Source organism: Martinezella hainanensis (assembly GCF_900094555.1).
Taxonomy (GTDB): domain Bacteria; phylum Pseudomonadota; class Alphaproteobacteria; order Rhizobiales; family Rhizobiaceae; genus Rhizobium; species Rhizobium hainanense.
The window spans coordinates 482,456-499,951 of sequence record NZ_FMAC01000002.1 but is presented as its reverse complement, the minus strand read 5'-3'; the positions used below and the strand labels follow the sequence as shown (position 1 = coordinate 499,951).

19 protein-coding genes and 1 tRNA gene are annotated in these 17,496 nt (G+C 59.7%); 4 read left to right on the top strand and 16 right to left on the bottom strand.

Going from position 1 to position 17,496, the window contains the following annotated elements; translation table 11 throughout:
• Positions 1-164: 164 nt before the first annotated feature.
• Positions 165-800, top strand: coding sequence for a DUF1062 domain-containing protein (locus GA0061100_RS08780; protein WP_075852325.1), 636 nt, complete (start codon positions 165-167; stop codon positions 798-800).
• Positions 801-864: 64 nt separating this feature from the next.
• Here the strand turns inward: GA0061100_RS08780 and GA0061100_RS08775 are convergent, their stop codons facing one another.
• The 3 genes from GA0061100_RS08775 to GA0061100_RS08765 form a co-directional block, all read right to left on the bottom strand.
• Positions 865-1,311: a DUF2155 domain-containing protein gene (locus GA0061100_RS08775; RefSeq protein ID WP_075852324.1), complete on the bottom strand. Its 447-nt coding sequence runs from the start codon at positions 1,309-1,311 to the stop codon at positions 865-867.
• 103 nt (positions 1,312-1,414) lie between these two features.
• On the bottom strand, positions 1,415-1,813 hold the full coding sequence (locus GA0061100_RS08770) for an NADH:ubiquinone oxidoreductase subunit NDUFA12 (protein ID WP_075852323.1): 399 nt from the start codon (positions 1,811-1,813) through the stop codon (positions 1,415-1,417).
• Between the two features lie 106 nt (positions 1,814-1,919).
• Positions 1,920-2,387, bottom strand: coding sequence for a GNAT family N-acetyltransferase (locus tag GA0061100_RS08765; RefSeq protein ID WP_075852322.1), 468 nt, complete (start codon positions 2,385-2,387; stop codon positions 1,920-1,922).
• Positions 2,388-2,439: 52 nt separating this feature from the next.
• Here GA0061100_RS08765 and GA0061100_RS08760 point away from each other — a divergent pair, with 52 nt between their 5' ends.
• A complete protein-coding gene (locus GA0061100_RS08760; protein WP_075852321.1) occupies positions 2,440-3,099 on the top strand; it encodes a hypothetical protein in 660 nt (219 codons plus the stop codon).
• Here GA0061100_RS08760 and GA0061100_RS08755 read toward each other — a convergent pair.
• The 3 genes from GA0061100_RS08755 to GA0061100_RS08745 all read right to left on the bottom strand — a co-directional run bounded on the left by GA0061100_RS08755 (position 3,089) and on the right by GA0061100_RS08745 (position 5,698).
• Positions 3,089-3,592, bottom strand: coding sequence for a GNAT family N-acetyltransferase (locus GA0061100_RS08755; RefSeq protein WP_075852320.1), 504 nt, complete (start codon positions 3,590-3,592; stop codon positions 3,089-3,091). The two genes, GA0061100_RS08760 and GA0061100_RS08755, sit on opposite strands and share 11 nt — an antisense overlap.
• A 3-nt stretch (positions 3,593-3,595) precedes the next feature.
• Positions 3,596-5,101, bottom strand: coding sequence for an Asp-tRNA(Asn)/Glu-tRNA(Gln) amidotransferase subunit GatB (gene gatB, locus GA0061100_RS08750; RefSeq protein ID WP_075852319.1), 1,506 nt, complete (start codon positions 5,099-5,101; stop codon positions 3,596-3,598).
• A gap of 87 nt (positions 5,102-5,188) precedes the next feature.
• Positions 5,189-5,698 carry a GNAT family N-acetyltransferase gene (locus GA0061100_RS08745; RefSeq protein ID WP_075852318.1) on the bottom strand — a complete coding sequence of 170 codons (510 nt, stop codon included), beginning with the start codon at positions 5,696-5,698 and terminating at the stop codon, positions 5,189-5,191.
• 303 nt (positions 5,699-6,001) lie between these two features.
• On the opposite strand from GA0061100_RS08745, the gene GA0061100_RS08740 reads away from it, so the two are divergent.
• Complete coding sequence (locus GA0061100_RS08740) at positions 6,002-6,259, top strand: YjhX family toxin (protein ID WP_047627017.1); 258 nt, start codon at positions 6,002-6,004, stop codon at positions 6,257-6,259.
• A gap of 74 nt (positions 6,260-6,333) precedes the next feature.
• Here GA0061100_RS08740 and GA0061100_RS08735 read toward each other — a convergent pair whose 3' ends face one another.
• The 6 genes from GA0061100_RS08735 to GA0061100_RS08705 form a co-directional block, all read right to left on the bottom strand.
• A complete protein-coding gene (locus tag GA0061100_RS08735; RefSeq protein ID WP_075852317.1) occupies positions 6,334-8,343 on the bottom strand; it encodes a DUF4139 domain-containing protein in 2,010 nt (669 codons plus the stop codon).
• A 157-nt stretch (positions 8,344-8,500) separates the two neighbouring features.
• Positions 8,501-9,646 (bottom strand): slipin family protein, encoded by a 1,146-nt coding sequence (locus GA0061100_RS08730; RefSeq protein ID WP_342195366.1) that lies wholly within the window; start codon positions 9,644-9,646, stop codon positions 8,501-8,503.
• 340 nt (positions 9,647-9,986) lie between these two features.
• Positions 9,987-10,056 (bottom strand) — tRNA-Val (locus GA0061100_RS08725).
• A 348-nt stretch (positions 10,057-10,404) separates the two neighbouring features.
• Entirely contained in the window at positions 10,405-11,886 is a 1,482-nt protein-coding gene (gatA, locus tag GA0061100_RS08715) for an Asp-tRNA(Asn)/Glu-tRNA(Gln) amidotransferase subunit GatA (protein ID WP_075852316.1), read from the bottom strand.
• A 57-nt stretch (positions 11,887-11,943) separates the two neighbouring features.
• Complete coding sequence (gatC, locus tag GA0061100_RS08710; RefSeq protein WP_015339557.1) at positions 11,944-12,231, bottom strand: Asp-tRNA(Asn)/Glu-tRNA(Gln) amidotransferase subunit GatC; 288 nt, start codon at positions 12,229-12,231, stop codon at positions 11,944-11,946.
• A gap of 67 nt (positions 12,232-12,298) precedes the next feature.
• On the bottom strand, positions 12,299-13,009 hold the full coding sequence (locus GA0061100_RS08705) for a metal-dependent hydrolase (protein WP_075852315.1): 711 nt from the start codon (positions 13,007-13,009) through the stop codon (positions 12,299-12,301).
• A 205-nt stretch (positions 13,010-13,214) separates the two neighbouring features.
• On the opposite strand from GA0061100_RS08705, the gene ruvX reads away from it, so the two are divergent.
• Positions 13,215-13,709 (top strand): Holliday junction resolvase RuvX, encoded by a 495-nt coding sequence (gene ruvX / locus GA0061100_RS08700; protein ID WP_075852314.1) that lies wholly within the window; start codon positions 13,215-13,217, stop codon positions 13,707-13,709.
• Here the strand turns inward: ruvX and GA0061100_RS08695 are convergent.
• The 4 genes from GA0061100_RS08695 to GA0061100_RS08680 all read right to left on the bottom strand — a co-directional run bounded on the left by GA0061100_RS08695 (position 13,646) and on the right by GA0061100_RS08680 (position 17,317).
• Positions 13,646-13,978, bottom strand: coding sequence for a DUF6105 family protein (locus GA0061100_RS08695; protein WP_075852313.1), 333 nt, complete (start codon positions 13,976-13,978; stop codon positions 13,646-13,648). The two genes, ruvX and GA0061100_RS08695, sit on opposite strands and share 64 nt — an antisense overlap.
• A 300-nt stretch (positions 13,979-14,278) precedes the next feature.
• The gene (locus tag GA0061100_RS08690) at positions 14,279-14,935 is read right to left on the bottom strand and encodes a TetR/AcrR family transcriptional regulator (protein ID WP_075852312.1); all 657 of its coding nucleotides are present in this window, start codon (positions 14,933-14,935) and stop codon (positions 14,279-14,281) included.
• Positions 14,936-15,038: 103 nt separating this feature from the next.
• Positions 15,039-15,656 (bottom strand): GNAT family N-acetyltransferase, encoded by a 618-nt coding sequence (locus GA0061100_RS08685; RefSeq protein WP_075852311.1) that lies wholly within the window; start codon positions 15,654-15,656, stop codon positions 15,039-15,041.
• A gap of 2 nt (positions 15,657-15,658) precedes the next feature.
• Entirely contained in the window at positions 15,659-17,317 is a 1,659-nt protein-coding gene (locus GA0061100_RS08680; RefSeq protein WP_075852639.1) for an acyl-CoA dehydrogenase family protein, read from the bottom strand.
• Positions 17,318-17,496: the final 179 nt, after the last annotated feature.

The window sequence follows — 17,496 nt, the reverse complement described above, 5'->3', positions numbered from 1 at the left end:
CCATCGGGTGATGGCCTGAGACCGGTTTGGCATTGTCAAAACGCGCCTAGTGCAGCAGCCGCTGTCTCAGCTCTTCAGCCGTCCCGCAACATCGCCATACCGTGCCCTGACGGGCCTGTCTCACCGCCAGCTTGGTGGACTTCCAGACGGAAGACCAAGACGGTATGTGCAATATTCTTCAGGTCCGTTGGACCATTTCGCCGAAAACATCTCCCCAGCCATGGATCGCCTGCAGCGGCTGCGGATGTCAGAGACCCTTCAGATCGAGCGGCAAGGTCAGGCTCAATGCCAATGGCAAGCGGCTTGATGCCTGGCTCGTTTATAAATGCATTAATTGCGACAAGACCTGGAACCGGACGCTCTTCGAGCGGCGGACAGTTCAAGATCTCTCCCCCTCCACGCTTGAGGCACTGCAACATAGCGATCCGGATTGGGTGCGAGCGCAAGAATTCGATCTTGACGGGTTGAAGCGGAACGCCAAGCGCGTCGAAGAACCGCCGGATGCGACCATCTGGAAAGAGATGGTGCAGGAGGCAAGACATTGGGGGCTGTTGGAAATCGAGATATCAGTCGAATTCCCGGTCAACCTTCGTCTTGATCGTCTGCTGGCGTCGGAACTGGCAATCTCACGGTCGCGACTCCAAGCTCTCAAGGATGGAGCTAAATTGAAAGCCCATCCGGATCGCAGCGATTTCCTGCGACACCGCCCGAAAGACGGCATGAGGATCACCCTCGACCTTTCAGAGGTCGTAGACCGGCAGGCGATAGGAGAAGCAGCGACCAATCGGGAGCGAGGCTAAACTATGCCCGCAGAGGCAAGGCTTCTGCGGGTTATACAAATCTGCTGTTATGTCTTGAAAGCGATTACTTCGCGCCAGCGCCGGCAGTATCCGGCGCCGGTACGTCCGACTTCTGCTTGCACTCTTTCAGCCAGACGTCATAGATCGGGTGCTCGACGGCGTTGAGACCTGGGCTGTCGGCAAACATCCAGCCGGTGAAGATGCGGCGAATACGGCGATCGAGCGTAATTTCATCCACCTCGACGAAACCATCCACCTTCTGCTGCTCGGTATCGTCGCGTGAATAGCAGGCACGCGGCGTTACCTGCAGAGCGCCAAACTGCACGGTCTCGTTGATGTAGACGTCGAAAGTGGTGATGCGACCGGTGATCTTATCGAGGCCGGAGAAAACGGCGACCGGATTTGCGATGCGGGCAGCCTCGGCAACGGGAGCTGCCATGATGCCCGCTACGAGGGCAACGCCGGCTACGGCCAGTGCACGCAAAGAAGCGCTCCGCGTGAAAACCATCATATCCGCCACTCTCCGCTTGGTCTCGGTCAAGGCGCCGAGCAAAAGCCGGCATATGTCGCGCCTAAAGCCCAATTGTGGCCAAAGGACGAGCCGGCTTCTCGGCTCAGTTGCCGGGCGTCCAGGCGTCGTAGTCGCCAGTCACGCGCGGACGCTCACCGGCAACGGCGAGAGAGCCCGGCGGTCGATAGGCCTGCGGCGAACCTGTGGGATTAGCGCGATGTTCCTTCTGCCAGTCCTTGACGGCGTAGTTTTCCTTGGAGGGAGGTACGTCGGTGCGGTGATGCATCCAGCCATGCCAGCCTGGGGGAATGGCCGAAGCTTCGGCATAGCCCTTGTAGATCACCCAGCGCTTCGGAAGGCCGTAGGAGGACGTGCCACCTTCGTAATAGACGTTGCCGAATTCATCCTCGCCGACACGCTTGCCAAAACGCCAGGTCGCAAAGCGCGTGCCCATGGTCTGACCGTTCCACCAGGTAAATGTCTGTACGATGAAATTCCACATGTCTTTTCCTCGATACCCGCTGAGGGGCGAGCGATACCAGAATTCGATAGTTTGCTTATGCCGCCACCGGACCGGCTTGTCCAGTGATTCCAGCAGGCAAACGGCCTCATTTCAATGCCATCTTGAAGCCCAGATGCGTCGGCTTGAAACCCAGTCTCTCATAGAAGCGATGGGCATCCTTGCGGACCGCATTCGAGGTCAGCTGCACCATCTTCATGCCGCGGCCTTTTGCCTCGTCGATGCAGAAATTGATCATCGCAGCCCCGATCCCCTGCCCGCGCATATCGCCACGCGTCTGGACCGACTCGATAATCATCGCAGATGATCCCCGCCCGTGCAGCGAGGTGACGACGATCGTCTGGAAGGTGCCGACAATCTCGCCGCCTAGTTCGGCGGCATAAAGCGTCTGGTCGGACGATGCCGTGATGGCGCGAAAGGCTCGCAGATAATCGTCATGGGCAGAGGGGTCGTTCGTATCACCATGACCGCCCATGGTGTCGGCGGCGAAAAGGCCGATCAGGGAAGGAAGGTCGGATTCTTTCGCTTCGCGGATAAGTAGTTCTTGTGAGGACAATGCATTCTACCTAAGTCTTTGTTTGCGATGACGAGCAAACTGGAAATGCCAAATGGCGGCGACTGAAACATACACGTTTGAATATTTTATGCCGGAGGTCCATCTCAAGACGGCTCTCCTCACTTTTTTAACGGCACTCGTTGGCTTTATGTCCCTACTCCCGCGAGGCAGTGCAGGCATCCATCTTGTGCTATTTCTGGCTTTTGCGGCCAGCGCCTTCTTTGCCTTTCTGGGGTTTTCCAAGATCATGCAGTGGACGCGGAAAACCGTTCTGATCATCAGCCCAGAGGGCCTCACCGATAACAGATTTGGGCAGGCAACGATCCCTTGGGCGGCAATTGAGCGTATCGATCTGGCGCCGCCAATAGAAAACAATGGCTGGCAAGCCGAGCAAAGCCGCTTTCTATTTCGCGGCATGCTCCGGTTATTTATCGCATCCCGAATCTACGGAACGGTCACCATTCCCGGCAGTCCCACCCTAACGGAGCATCGCGATAAGCGACGCATCAAACTTTGGCTTCGATCCGGAACGCACATCGAGCAAACGACGCCTGCCGCAAGACTTCGTATCCGAGACAAGGCTGATGGAACTCAGCATGTCTACATAGCGACGGCAGATCTCAACGTGACGCGCGAAGAACTTCTTGCCCTGATCGTCGACTTCCACGCTCAATATGGAAGCATGGCTCAAGGCCAGCCGGCTACTGCGTAGCCAGCGGTTTCTCGAATATCAGCGTCGGCAAGCCCGATTGCCCCTGCCCGCTATTGTCCGAGCGGCCGACCTCGACGAAACCGTGCGCCTTGTAGAAGGCAATCGCCGGTTCGTTCTGCGGGTCGACTTCGAGACGCATGATCTCTGCGTCCGGGAAGCAGGTCTCCAGTTCGGCGAAGATATCGCGGCCGATGCCCTGCCGCTGATGTTTCGGGCTGACATAGAGCATGTAGAGCATGACGGTTTTCGTCATTTCCTTGGACATGGCAGCGTAGCCCATGCCGCCGATCGTCCGTCCGTCATCGGCCACCAGGAATTCGGAGTTCTTGTTCGCCAGCCGCGCCTTCAACGAGGCCGGCGAATGCCAGGATGCGTGCAGCTCGCTCACCTTTTCCGGACCGAAGATTCGGTCATAGGTCGCATGCCAGGTCTCGCCGAGCAGAGCGCGGACCTTTTCGAGATCCTGCTCGCTGGCGGTGCGGACGAAGAACACCGCTTATTCCTCTTCGATGCCGAGCTTGGCCTTGACCAGCGCCTGCACGGCCTGCGGATTGGCCTTGCCGCCAGTCGACTTCATCACCTGGCCGACGAACCAGCCGGCAAGCGTCGGCTTGGCCTTGACCTTGGCAACCTGATCCGGGTTGGCGGCGATGATTTCATCCACGGCCTTTTCGATCGCGCCGGTGTCGGTGACCTGCTTCATGCCGCGTGCCTCGACGATCTCGGCGGGATCACCGCCCTCGTTGAGCACGATTTCGAACAGATCCTTGGCGATCTTGCCGGAGATGGTTTCGGCCTTGATGAGATCGATGATCGCGCCGAGCTGGGCGGGCGAAACCGGAGTCTCTTCAATGTCCTTGCCGGTTTTGTTCAGAGCGCCCAAGAGGTCGTTGATGACCCAGTTGGCCGCCATCTTGCCGTCGCGACCAGCGGCAACGGCCTCGAAATAATCGGCAATCGCCTTTTCCGAAACGAGCACGGAAGCGTCGTAGATCGAGAGGCCGAGTTCGCGGACGAAACGCTCCTTCTTGTCGTCAGGCAATTCCGGCAGATGCTCGGCGAGCTCCTTGACGAAAGCGTCGTCAAACTCGAGCGGCAGCAGATCCGGATCGGGGAAATAGCGGTAGTCATGCGCATCTTCCTTGGTGCGCAGCGAACGCGTTTCGCCCTTGCTCGGATCGAACAGGCGGGTTTCCTGGTCGATCGTGCCACCGTCTTCCAGAATGCCGATCTGGCGGCGCGCTTCATACTCGATCGCCTGACCGATGAAGCGGATGGAGTTGACGTTCTTGATTTCGCAGCGCGTGCCGAATTCGCCGCCGGGGCGGCGAACCGAGACGTTGACGTCGGCGCGCATCGAGCCTTCGTCCATGTTGCCGTCGCAGGTGCCGAGGTAGCGCACGATCGAGCGCAGCTTCGTCATGTAGGCCTTCGCCTCGTCGGACGAGCGGATATCCGGCTTGGAGACGATTTCCATCAGCGCGACGCCGGAGCGGTTCAGGTCGACATAGGACATGGTGGCGTGCTGGTCGTGCAGCGACTTGCCGGCATCCTGTTCCAGATGCAGGCGCTCGATGCCGATCTCGATATCCTCGAACTGGCCCTGACGGTCCGGACCGAGCGAAATCACGATCTTACCCTCGCCGACGATCGGGTCCTTGAACTGCGAGATCTGATAGCCCTGCGGCAGGTCGGGATAGAAATAGTTCTTGCGGTCGAAGATCGAACGATTGTTGATCTGCGCCTTCAGGCCGAGACCCGTGCGCACGGCCTGCTTGACGCATTCCTCGTTGATGACGGGCAGCATGCCGGGCATTGCGGCATCAACGAGCGACACGTTGGAATTCTGCGGCTTGCCGAACTCGGTCGAGGCACCGGAGAAGAGCTTGGAATTGCTCAACACCTGGGCATGGACTTCCATGCCGATAACGATTTCCCAATCGCCGGTGGCACCGGGGATGAAGCGTTTCGGATCTGGCGTGCGGACGTCGACAAGGGTCATTGGAAGCTCTTGAAATGCTGTTCTTCTGAACTTTGTGAGGTAGAGCAATTGGCGAGGCGGCGCAAGGCTTTCGGCATCGACAGCGCGCTATATGCCCGGGCCGTAGGCACCGTCGCTGTCATCGACCAATGTTTTCGAAAGGCCAACGGTCGGCACGTCGCTGTCGAGCTTCGGGGAATAGACGATCGACAGCCAGCGGATCTCATAGCCGCGCGCCCTGAAGAAGGCGATGGCATCGGTGTTGCCCGCATGGCTCTGCAGCGAAACTTTCTCCAGCCCCTGTTCGCGCACGTCCTGTTCGATCCGTGCAAGAAGCGCCGAACCCAGACCACGCCTTATGAAATCCGGATCGATCCAGAAATCGGAGATCGCCTCGTCAAGCGCTTCGCGCGCCGCCCATCCCACAGCCTCGCCGTTCAGCTCAATGACTGTAATTGTCAGCCAGAGATTGCGGGTGAAATTTTCAAAGGCCTCGCTGGCGCTTTCCAGTAGCTCGCCGGTGCCGCCGATCGCAGCCATGGCCTTTTGCCAGGAGCGCAGGCCGATGCTTGCCAACACCGCGGTTTCACCTTCATGGGCATTGCGAATGTGGATCATCAGGCCCCCGCCATTTGGAAACAGTAAAGCACCGGCGAAAGGCTTTTGCCAGCGGTGGGACGCATCATTTTAGCTAATGGTAAAAGGCAGCCGTGAGGTTGAACCTTGACTGCTGGGCGCAACCTGCTTTAGAGAGAGGCGCCTACGGAGTTTTTATGTCCACCTTTTGTCAGACCCGGTAAAGGCCTCGCTCGCAAGTTCTCTTGCGTGCCGGGCCTGAAAAAACGAAGCCCCGACTTCCCTTGAGGGAAGCTTCGGATCGTTTTGTTGCGCCCTTTGGCGCTTTACGGATTCTGACTCCCAATGGATATTTCACGCGCGGAACAGCGCATTCTCCACCTGCTCGCCCAGGGCGGGCGCATCGAACTCGAACGCACTGAAAAAAAGAAGATCGAGACCGCCAGTTGCTACACCCGCGACGGCTGGCTTTATCCCGATTTCAACATCGAGCTCTTTCGCAGGCTCAGACGCCTGAAGGCCATCCGGTCCACTGACGGCCAACCCTACCGGATCTCGGAAAAGGGACTGAAGCTGGTGCGATCGCAGCTGGATAACAGATAGAGAAAGCATGAGAGCCGCCCGACCGGGCGGCTCTTATCTTTTTGATCTCGTTGGCATGAGAAATTTCCAGGCAATCAGAATGTCCTGATGATCTCCGCCACGTCATCGCCGCGACGATCGCTTTCTGCCTGCATCGTAGTGCGCCTTTCGTTCAGCGCAGCGATCTGATCCTCGCTGTCCGACAGGGCCTTCAAATAGCGTTTCTTCAGATCGCTATTATCGGGTACGGCACCGAGATTTTGTCTTATCCGTTCTTGTTCACCGGTGGTCTTTTCTATTTCGCCGTCGAGGCTCTCCAGATCGTTCTGGACCGCGACCTGTCTTTTGCGCGCGTCCGCCAAGTTTGCGAGCTTGTCCATCAGCGCCTTGTCATGTGTCGAAGCAGACCATCCGAGCAGCGTGTCCGGCTCCGCATCGACCAAAGCGTAGCTGTTGCTCTGAAGCTGTTCATCGACCGCCGTCAATGTCTTCTCGGCGCCGGCGGGCACAACGACCTTGAGCCGCTGATGCGTCGCCGTCTTGCCGAAGCCTTCAGCCGAGGAGAATGTCCAGCCGTCCTTGACCGGATGCTCGACGATGACGGTCCGCTCGCCGTCGAGCGCACCCGAAACCGTGTATGTCGTCGTTTGACGATATTTAACGACTGCATTCATCACGCCATCGGAAACCTTCAGAGAGGCGATCTCCTCCGTCGGCGTCTGCTGCTCGCTGATCGACACCTTGCGATCGGTGGCAAAGCTGGCAAGCCGCGTGTCGTCCTTCGGCAGCGCCGAGAGCTGGGAATCGCCGATATAGCCGGTCTTGCTGTCATAAAGCGTCAGAATTCCCGCCGGCATGCTGACGCCGGTGGTGTTCTTCAGCATCACGGCGGCGATCGGATTGCGATAGGCGCTGCCGGCCCGATACATATCCACCATATCGGCTTCCACATCCGCATCCATGATCGGCACCGACAAGGTATCGCCATTGGCAAGGTCATGAGTTCCCGGAAGTTCGAAGGTGGCGGAAATATCGCTTTCGGTTGCCGTGGTCGGATTTCCGGCGGCAACTTGCATCGGCTCGGCAGGCCGTGCCAATTCGTCATTCGCGTAGGCCTGCGCGTCGGCCATTTTTCCGGCTGCACTCTTCATCGCTCGTTGCGGAGCGGGCATTGCCGGCGCCTCGGCACTCGAAGCCAGGCGCCGCCGGTTGGACAGATCGCCGCTGTCGGGATCGGGCACATTGTTCGACGCAGTGTTGACAGGCACTTCCTGCCGCTCGCGCCAATAGAGTTGATGCAGACCCTGCTTCAGCGTGACCGGCTCGGCCGAGGTTAGCGTCAGCTTGACGCCCTTCCAATCCTCGCCGCTGGCATTTTCCAGCACCGTCCATGCCTGCAGGCGTGCCTTGTCATTTCCCTCGAAGACGACCTTGTAGGCGGTTTTCCAGATCGGCGACGGGACGACGTAGGTCAGGCCGATATCGCCGCTGTTCTTCACGCCGTTCACCTTGATATCGATGGCGCGGGTGCGATCGTTCTTGCCGCGGGCAATGGCTGCCGCCGCCTTGCCGAGCTTTGCCCGCATGTCGGGATCGTCGAGCCGGACCGACGCATCCTCGCCGAGCGCCAGCGTCTCCACCGCGCCATCCTTGTCGATGACAGTGAGCAAGGGCACCGTCGTTTTCTCGTCGACCTTCCTCGTCTCGATGCCAAGGATGCTGCCCTCAACCGTCTTGCCGCCGCTGGTGACCGATACCTTGCCGCCCTGCAGCGATGTCAGAAGCGACGGCACGGATGAGAGCGCTTCCAGACTGAACGGCAGGCCCTTGAAGGTTTCCTGCAACGGCCGCGGCCCCGCCAGCGACATGCCGGCCACAGAACCTGCAGATCCGTTGACCACAAGGCTCTTCAGGATGTCGTCGACCTGATCAAGGGGAACCTCGATCCGGATCACGCCGTCGGTATTGATGTCCGCCGATCTGGAAACCTGCGCCAGGCCGCCCGAGGACAGGATAATGGATCGAATGGCCCCATTGTCGGCCGCCAGCGCAATCGCTGGAGATGACACGCTGAGGAGCAGGATCGTCGTGACTTGCTTGAGCATGAAGAGACCTTCCGATTCGGTTGCAGAGGAGGAGACCAAGCGGCTCGCTGCAATTTATGATCGTATTTCGGTCCAAAATGTGATGGCGACTGGGCGGAATATTGGCATGTGAAAAAGGGCCGTCCGGATTTCCGGACGGCCCTCCTCACAATTGGCGTCAAACGTCGCGAAGCTTGACGAGATCGTTCATCAAGCCGCTCGTGCCGTTGTGGATCGTCAGGTTATCCACTTTGCCGGCGATCGATTCCAGAGCTTCGAGTTCCTTCAGACGCAGCATGACCGGATGCTCCGCCATGACCTTGGCCGTGTTGAGCAGCGAACGCGTCGCGTTCGTTTCCTCACGGCGGCGGATCACATTGGCTTCCGCCTGCTTTTCAGCCGCAACCACCTGGTTCAGGATCTCACGCATATCGCCCGGCAGGATAACATCCTTGAGCTCGATATCCGAGATCTCCACACCGATCGCCATCATGTCCTCGCGTACCTTTTCGGCCGCTTCGGTATTGATGGAGACACGGCGCTCCAGAATCTGGTCCAGCGTCATCGTGCCGAGCGTCCGGCGAAACGCCAGTTGCAGCGCACGATAGAGCGCATCCGCGAAATCCTTGACGGAGCCAACAGCCTTGACCGGATCGACCACGCGGTAATCCGCCGAGATGTTGACGCGGATCGTCACGCGATCCTTCGTCAGGAGTTCCTGTCCGGCAACATCAAGCGACTGACGCTTTAGATCCACGATCTTGACCTGCAGCGCCTTGCCGACGTTCCAGAAGGTGTGCATGCCCGGATCAAGCGTTCGCAGATAGATGCCGTCGACGAACAGCAGACCTACCTGCCCTTCGAGCACGGCGTAGCTCGCGATGAACTCGTGCTTCCGCGCCAGTCCAAGGCGACGTGCCAGAACGCGATCAACGGAAAGTTCGTCCGCGGTATCGACACCTATTTCCTTCCACGGGCCTGCTTCCTTCCAGACAACAAGCTTCTGGCTCGGACCAAGTGTGGCGTAGATTGCGCCATCGCGCTCGATGACGACAACCTGGCCGACATCGGTACGGAATACGGTCAAATGATGCTCGGCAACCTCCGGGAGCTTTTCGAACAACGCCTTCTCGTAGACCGACGCGAAAATCGGATTGGTCAAGTCATAGCGGAAAACGTCAAGGCTATTATCGCGGTTCGGCAACACGTGCTGACCCGGTCCGAAAATGCCCAGGATCGCACCCTTATGCAGGGCAAGCAGACGTTCGTTTTCCTTTACGAGGACGCGCTTGCGCCCCAAGATCTTATCGAGAAATGTCATCATTGTTCTTACTCCTTCGGCATGCGCTACGTCATAAACCGATGTTCCTTTCGTGTTTCGTTTCATGTGCCGATCATCGAGATCCGGAGACCGGTGGCAGCGACGACGGGCGGATTTGCGAGGAGCGGATCGTGCAGTATCCCGACGGCTTTGGAGGCTTCCTCCTCACTGGTCGGTGCACGGCGAAATCTTCAACGCCAATCGAGCCCATAATCCCGGCGCTCGTCCTTCCATTCGGGCAATCCCTTGAGATCGCGCGGATATCCGAACTTGCGCATTCCGGTCCCCAGACCATCAAAGGTAAACAGCGTGACTGGCTGGTGCAGACCTTTCGGCCTGCGATTGAGAAAGGATTCGAACCTTCTACCCTCAGGGTGTAAACCTGATGCTCTAACCAATTGAGCTATCCATTTGGTCGGTGCAGCGGGATTCGAACCCACGACCTCCGGACAAACATCCGGCGCTCTACCACTGAGCTATACTCCATAAACCTACCCGTCTCCCGACACGGCATTCGTATACAGAACGGAAAACCGCCTGCACGGGAGGAGCTTTGGAACTCCAACCATCAACGCTCATATCGGCACGACGACCGGGAAGGCGCGTATAGCTCCAGTTTAGAATCGTTTCAAGGTGGAGAAATGTGGGCGCACGCTTATGTACGCGTGTTGTTGCAATTATAACACGACTTATTGATGTGCAGCTTACTCAAGAATAACCGCGCCGATTGCTTGCTCGGCGCGGTCAGAAAGAGGCGGTGTTTACCACCACTTCGCAGGCGTGAACTTGCCGGCGGCCTGTTCGATGACGTGGGCTGTTTTGAAGAGGGTTTCTTCTTCGAACGGCTTGCCGATGAGCTGCAGGCCGAGCGGCAGGCCCTTCGGGTCGAGGCCGGCGGGGACGGCGATGCCCGGCAGGCCAGCCATATTGACCGTCACCGTGAAGATGTCGTTCAGGTACATCTTCACCGGATCGGACGCGAGGTCCTCATCAGCAATGCCGAAGGCCGAGGACGGCGTGGCGGGCGTCAGGATCGCGTCGACGCCGGCGTTGAAGGCCAGTTCGAAGTCGCGCTTGATCAACGTGCGAACCTTCTGGGCGCGCAGGTAGTAGGCGTCGTAATAGCCGGCCGAGAGAACATAGGTGCCGATCATGATGCGGCGCTTCACTTCCTGGCCGAAGCCGGCGGCGCGCGTCTTCTCGTACATGTCGACGATATCCTTGCCATCGACACGCAGGCCGTAGCGGACGCCGTCATAGCGGGCGAGGTTCGAGGAGGCTTCGGCGGGGGCGACGATGTAATAGGCCGGCAGCGCATATTTCGTATGCGGCAGGGAGATGTTGACGATCTCGGCGCCGGCATCCTTCAGCCAGGCAATGCCCTGCTGCCAGAGCGTCTCGATCTCTTCCGGCATGCCGTCGACGCGGTATTCGTTCGGGATGCCGATCTTCATGCCCTTCAGCGACTGGCCGAGCGAGGCTTCGTAGTCCGGCACCGGCAGATCGACCGAGGTCGTGTCCTTGGCATCAACGCTTGCCATCGACTTCAAGAGGATGGCGGCGTCGCGCACGTCGCGGGCGATCGGGCCGGCCTGGTCGAGCGACGAGGCGAAGGCAACGATGCCCCAGCGCGAGCAGCGGCCATAGGTCGGCTTGATGCCGACGGTGCCGGTGAAGGCGGCCGGCTGGCGGATGGAGCCGCCGGTATCCGTAGCAGTCGCGCCGGCGCAGAGATGCGCGGCAACGGCCGCTGCCGAGCCGCCCGACGAGCCGCCCGGAACCAGCTGTTGGTTGGAACCCTCGGCACGCCAGGGGTTGATGACCGGACCGTAATAGGAGCTCTCGTTGGAGGAGCCCATGGCGAATTCGTCCATGTTGAGCTTGCCCAGCATGACGGCGCCGTCGTTCCAGAGGTTCTGCGTGACGGTTGATTCATAGCGCGGCTTGAAGCCGTCCAGAATGTGGCTGCAGGCCTGGGTGTGGATGCCTTCGGTGCCGAACAGATCCTTGATGCCAAGCGGGATGCCTTCGAGCGCGCCGGCATTGCCGGCGGCGAGGCGTGCATCCGAGGCCTTGGCCATCTCGCGCGCCTTGTCGGGCGTCACGGCGATATAGGCGTTGATCTGACCATTGGCCGCATCGATCGCCGAGATATAGGCCTCGGTCAGTTCGGTGGCGGTAATCTGCTTGGCGCGCAGCTTGTCGCGGGCTTCGGCAATGGTCAGGCTGGTCAGTTCGCTCATTTTGTTTCGCTTCAGATCTGGAATTGGGCAACGGGTCGGAAAGGCTCGCAGGAACCGTTATTCGACGACTTTAGGCACCAGGAAGAAATTCTGATCGGTATTCGGCGCATTGGCGACGATGTCGGCGGCCTTGTTGCCGTCGGTCACTTCGTCCGTGCGCTTCTTCATTGCCATCGGCGTGACCGAGGTCATGGCCTCGACGCCATCGACATTCACTTCGGAGAGCTGCTCGACGAAGCCAAGAATGCCGTTCAGCTCGCCCATCATCCGCTGCGCTTCGTCTTCATTGACGGCGATGCGGGCAAGATGGGCGACGCGTTTGACGGTGGCGAGATCGACGGACATGGCATTCTCCGGATAGGATTTTTCCTATCGCTATAAAGGCCATGTCCGCCATACGCAACGGGTATCGTCAGGCAGAAACGCTCTCGCCCACCTTAGGCGCGGCAACCGCGGTCTTCGAACCTTCCATGCCGGCGATGAACTTTTCCGGGGTCTGGTCGATGATCGGGAAGGTGCCGTAGTGGCAGGGGATGGCGGTCTTGAAGTTGAAGAAGCGTTGGCAGGCCAGCGCCGCCACCGCACCACCCATGGTAAAGCGGTCGCCGATCGGCAGGATGCCGATATCGGGCTGATGCAGCTCGTTGATGAGGGCCATATCCGAGAAGATGTCGGTATCACCCATGTGGAACAGCGTCGGCTCGTCGTCGAAATGCAGCATCAAGCCGTTCGGGTTGCCGAGCGCGTGGGAAACGCCGTCCTCGGTGATCTGGGCAGAAGAGTGCAGAGCATTGGTGAAAGTGGCCGAGAAGCTGCCGAGACCGACGGTGCCGCCGGTATTGCCCATTTCGAGCTTTTCGACGCCCTTGGTGCCAAGCCAGGAAGCGAGATCGGCATTGGCGAGAACGACAGCGCCCGTATCCTTGGCGATCTGAACCGCGTCACCGACATGGTCGGCATGGCCGTGCGTCAGCAGGATGTGGGTTACGCCGGCGGCGGCATCCTTGATGTTGAGGCCGGCGGCCGCAAAGGAGGAATTGTAGGTGAGGAAAGGATCGATCAATATTTTTGCCGTGGCCGTTTCAATGCGAAAAGCAGAATGGCCGAGCCAGGTGATCTTCATTGGATTTCTCCTTATGACTTGATTTGAAATGTAAGGCTGGTGTCCGGAGCATTTCCGGTGGAAACGCTCCTTCTATTTGCTCTTACGCATTTCCGCACGCAAAACCGCTGTGCGCGTTTGCTGGAAATGCTCTAGGACATATCCCAAACCGCGACAAAGAAAAGCGGCCTTGACTTCAATTTGTTTTGACGAGAGCGAGACCCCGATGACGACGCTGACCATCGAAGACCTAGCCGTGATGCTCCTGCCCGGCCAGCCGATTGCCGGCCTCGACCTCGGTACGAAGACGATCGGGCTTGCAATGTCCGATCTCGGGCGGCGCTTCGCCACGCCTCGCCCGGTCATCAAGCGCGTGAAATTCACCCAGGATGCCGAAACGCTGCTCGCTTTCGCCGAGAAGGAAAAGGTCGCGGCCTTCGTCATCGGGCTGCCGATGAATATGGATGGCTCGGCCGGGCCGCGCGTGCAGGCCACACGTGCCTTCGTGCGCAGCATGTCGGAAAAGACCGCCCTGCCCTTCGTCTTCTGGGACGAGCGGCTTTCGACCGTTGCGGCCGAGCGGGCGCTGCTGGAAATGGATGTCTCGCGTGCCAAGCGCGCCGAGCGAATCGACTCGGCGGCGGCAAGCTTCATTCTTCAGGGAGCTTTGGACAGGCTGTCGGCGCTCGCAAGAGCGACCTTGCCCGATCTCGACGCCTGACGGCCGCGCCACCACTGCATGATAGCGGTGCGGCGGCGGAAGCCGTAGATCGCGAAGACGAGCAGGCTGTCGAAGGCGATGGCACGTGCCACCAGCGGCGGGATGGTTTCCGGCGGAATGCCGAGGATCTTGCCGTAAATGTCGAACACCAGATCATGCGCCTGCCGCGTCAGCATGAAGATGCCAAAGCTCATGTCGTAGTACGACAGATAATACCACGCCCCGAGAAACGAGACTGGACCGGCCCAGCAAATCAACAACCACTTCATGCGGTACCTCTTCGACGCTGAAATTGCGTCGTGCCAGCCGAAAGGACGAGCCAGTTCGACAGCGCCATCGTGCTCAACACCATCGCGGGCAGCGTTATATCTAGTGCGAGCACGGCGAAGAACATCACCGCCGTAACGAGAAACACTAATTTAGCGGGTCTCAACCCCATGACTGCACGCTTGATGGTTAACTATTCGTCCCTTCACAGTGACGAGTTAACCGTTGCGGCGCAACGTAAACCATTTGTTAAGGTTAACGGTGCCGCGGGCTTGTGGATATCCCCTTCTTCGAGGCCGATATCAGCCGTAGACGCCGCGCACGATCCGCTTCAGGGCCGTTGCCGCCTTCTCCCAGTCCTTGCCGTTTTTCAGGGTGAGTCCGGCGCATTGGTCGCTGACGGCGGCGGCAAGAACGATATGCTGGATGGCAGCAAAGATCATGGCGTTGACCGCCTGGGCATCGACACCCTTGGGCGGCACCAGGGAACCGCGCATGCGTTCGATCCAGCCGGCAAGCGCCTTGGAGCGCGCCTCCGACAGGCGACGGACCTGCTCGCTGTTTTCGGAAACTTCCCAGGCGACGATGCGGCGCATCAGCGGATCGGCCCGCAAGGCGTCGAGGAACAGCATGGAAAGCCGCTCCATCAGATCACCATAGGTCAGAAGGAACATGCCGCCAGTGTCGTCCGGAATGCGATCGTTGACCCAGCTGCCGAGATCGGTGCCGATGGCTTCGACGAGGCCATTGAGGCCGCCGTAATAGCGATAGATCAGCTGCTTGTCGCAGCCGGCACCGCGGGCGACCGCATTGATGCCGAAATTCTGGAACCCCTCCTCCGCCAAAAGCCGCTTGGCAGCATCGAGGATCGCCTGCTGGGTCGCGGCGCGGTTACGCACGCGCTTTTCCACGACGGGCATTTCCACTGGGATTTTAACGGCAGCGTTTGCACCGGCCATCGACTCGACTCCAATCTGTCACCGATCGGTGATTAGCAAGCCATGTCGACGGGAACAACCGAACTGCTGATGCCGATATCGCCCAAACCGGCAAATCCACAGATTAGAGTGACTGGCCGAACCAGACGGTCGTTTCCGATGCGAGACCGGGCGGCAATTCGACAGGCACGAAGCCGCGCGACGACCAGAATCGGATGCCACGATGATTGCCGACATTGGCGCCGAGATGAATACCCCTGACGCCGTTGGCGCGGGCATTCTCGATCCAGCGATCCAACAATGCCGAGCCGATGCCTCTTCCCTGAGCCCTCGGCAGCAGATTCATATGAATATGTGCTGGGAATTGTCCGAAAAGAACAGCAGGTGCCTCTTTTGGACGGAAGATCGCCGATATCCTCTTCTGATCGGCGTCCCATAGCGCCGGATCGCCCTGCGGATCCGCGTAGATCTGTCGCAGATGCGGCCACCATTCGCGTTCCAGACGCTCCTCGAAGGCCGCGGTATCGAAGGCACCTGAGATATAGCCGAAAACGCCCTCGTCATCTTCCGCAACGAACACCAGCTCTGGGTGAAGCCTAGCGTAGGGCGCGGAATAGATATGCCCAATGAGCCGGCCGTCGCGGTGAAGCGGAGCTGCATCCTTGCCCGCGTCGCCCGTTGCGAGCGAAATCGCATAGAGCTGATCGATATCCTCTGGCCGAACGGTGCGAATGGAAACCATGCTTACGTGGCCGGAGGATACAATAGATCAACGATGTAGCTGGCATCGAAGCGCGAATCGAGCATGCCGTATGTGGCGCGCCAGCCACCCGCAAGTCGGGTTTCGATGAAGGCATCGGCGATCTTACCAGCTCCCAGGCGATAAAGCTCGGCGGCACCGGCCGCGAGCGCCATCTGCTCGACCAGCAGGCGGGCGGCGCCCTCATCCTGCTCGCAAAGCGCCATTGCCGCCCGCAGGACATCAATGGTCTTCTTGCCGGCCGGGCCGAGATCGCGGGCAAGGCCGGCAAAGACGGTCTCAAACAGGTCCCTGCCCCGGTTCAACACGCGCAGCACGTCGAGCGCCATGACATTGCCGGAGCCTTCCCAGATCGCATTGACGGGGGCTTCGCGGTAGTGGCGGGCAATCGGGCGCTCTTCGATGTAGCCGCTGCCGCCGATGCACTCCATGGCTTCATAGATCAGCGCCGGTGCGATCTTGCAGCACCAGTATTTGGCGACCGGCGTCATGACGCGGGCATAGGCAGCATCCTCGCTGCTGCCGCTTGCCTTGTCGAAGGCTTCGGCCAGGCGGAAGGCAAGCGCGGTCGCTGCGGCGACATCGAGCGCCATGTCGGCGAGCACGCGCGTCATGATCGGCTGGTTGACCAGCATCTTGCCGAAGACGCTGCGGCCGCGCGCATGGTGCACGGCTTCTGCGAGCGAGGCGCGCATGATGCCGGCGGAGGCCAGCGCGCAGTCGAGCCGCGTCAGCGTCACCATATCGAGTATCGTGCGGATGCCGGCATCCGGCGCCCCGAGCAGGAAGCCGAACGTATCGGTGAACTCGACTTCGGACGAAGCGTTCGAGCGATTGCCGAGCTTGTCCTTCAGTCGCTGGAAGTGCAGGCCGTTGGCCGAGCCATCCTCGAGCAGCCTCGGCACGAGGAAGCAGCCCATGCCGTCCTTGGTTTGCGCGAGCATGATGAAGGCATCGCTCATCGGCGCCGACATGAACCATTTGTGGCCCGAAAGCCTGTAAATGCCTTCGCTGACCTTGTCGGCGCTCGTCTTGTTGGCGCGCACATCTGTGCCGCCCTGCTTTTCCGTCATGCCCATGCCGATGGTGACGGCACTCTTCTGCATGGCGGGCTTGTTGGAAGAATCATATTTGCGCGAGAGGATCTTCGGCGCCCAATCTTTCTGCACGGCCGGCGAAGCCATCATCGCGGCCACGGAGGCGCTGGTCATCGTCAGCGGGCAGAGATGGCCACATTCGAGCTGCGCGGTCAGATAGAAGCGGGCGGCGCGTACCTTGTGCGACTGGCCCCTTGCCTCAGGATCAGCCTGCGCATCCCAGATCGAGGAATGCAGGCCCATCGCCATAGAGCGGCGCATCAGCGCATGCCAGGCCGGATGGAATTCGACGACATCGAGACGCTCGCCGCGCGGGCCATGGGTGCGCAGTTGCGGCGTGCCCTGGTTCGCCATGCGCGCCAGTTCCTGTGCCTCGTGCGAGGTGACGAAACGACCATGCTGCTCCAGCTCTTCCCGTATCGAACGCGGCAGGCCGGAGGTGAGATCGACGATCAGCGGATCGGAACGATAGGCATTGATGCCGGTCCAGAGGCTCGGCTGGTTCAGGTCGGCAAAGGGGTCGTCAGTCCGGGTCGGTTGGGTCATGAATCGCTTGTAGAGCAAGTAGGTTGCAAAGGGAAACTGGAAGTTATGTCTCCCACCGGCACAGCTCCTGTAGCGGGATTCGGGCGAAATTGCATGGGGAACAAACGGCCTCGCCGCATACCCCCGCTTGCCCCATCGGCGCTCCCTCTTTATAGACCGCCTGACGAAATCCGGAGGCA

What these genes read in the sequence shown, in the direction of transcription:
- GA0061100_RS08745 (WP_075852318.1), bottom strand. Translation starts at nt 5,698, where the DNA reads ATGATCCACATTCGCAATGCCCATGAAGGTGAAACCGCGGTGTTGGCA.
- gatB (WP_075852319.1), bottom strand. Translation starts at nt 5,101, where the DNA reads ATGACCCTTGTCGACGTCCGCACGCCAGATCCGAAACGCTTCATCCCC.
- GA0061100_RS08680 (WP_075852639.1), bottom strand. Translation starts at nt 17,317, where the DNA reads ATGACCCAACCGACCCGGACTGACGACCCCTTTGCCGACCTGAACCAG.
- gatC (WP_015339557.1), bottom strand. Translation starts at nt 12,231, where the DNA reads ATGTCCGTCGATCTCGCCACCGTCAAACGCGTCGCCCATCTTGCCCGC.
- GA0061100_RS08730 (WP_342195366.1), bottom strand. Translation starts at nt 9,646, where the DNA reads ATGATGACATTTCTCGATAAGATCTTGGGGCGCAAGCGCGTCCTCGTA.
- GA0061100_RS08775 (WP_075852324.1), bottom strand. Translation starts at nt 1,311, where the DNA reads ATGATGGTTTTCACGCGGAGCGCTTCTTTGCGTGCACTGGCCGTAGCC.
- GA0061100_RS08705 (WP_075852315.1), bottom strand. Translation starts at nt 13,009, where the DNA reads ATGAAGATCACCTGGCTCGGCCATTCTGCTTTTCGCATTGAAACGGCC.
- gatA (WP_075852316.1), bottom strand. Translation starts at nt 11,886, where the DNA reads ATGAGCGAACTGACCAGCCTGACCATTGCCGAAGCCCGCGACAAGCTG.
- GA0061100_RS08685 (WP_075852311.1), bottom strand. Translation starts at nt 15,656, where the DNA reads ATGGTTTCCATTCGCACCGTTCGGCCAGAGGATATCGATCAGCTCTAT.
- GA0061100_RS08770 (WP_075852323.1), bottom strand. Translation starts at nt 1,813, where the DNA reads ATGTGGAATTTCATCGTACAGACATTTACCTGGTGGAACGGTCAGACC.
- GA0061100_RS08690 (WP_075852312.1), bottom strand. Translation starts at nt 14,935, where the DNA reads ATGGCCGGTGCAAACGCTGCCGTTAAAATCCCAGTGGAAATGCCCGTC.
- GA0061100_RS08760 (WP_075852321.1), top strand. Translation starts at nt 2,440, where the DNA reads ATGGCGGCGACTGAAACATACACGTTTGAATATTTTATGCCGGAGGTC.
- GA0061100_RS08780 (WP_075852325.1), top strand. Translation starts at nt 165, where the DNA reads ATGTGCAATATTCTTCAGGTCCGTTGGACCATTTCGCCGAAAACATCT.
- GA0061100_RS08695 (WP_075852313.1), bottom strand. Translation starts at nt 13,978, where the DNA reads ATGAAGTGGTTGTTGATTTGCTGGGCCGGTCCAGTCTCGTTTCTCGGG.
- ruvX (WP_075852314.1), top strand. Translation starts at nt 13,215, where the DNA reads ATGACGACGCTGACCATCGAAGACCTAGCCGTGATGCTCCTGCCCGGC.
- GA0061100_RS08735 (WP_075852317.1), bottom strand. Translation starts at nt 8,343, where the DNA reads ATGCTCAAGCAAGTCACGACGATCCTGCTCCTCAGCGTGTCATCTCCA.
- GA0061100_RS08740 (WP_047627017.1), top strand. Translation starts at nt 6,002, where the DNA reads ATGGATATTTCACGCGCGGAACAGCGCATTCTCCACCTGCTCGCCCAG.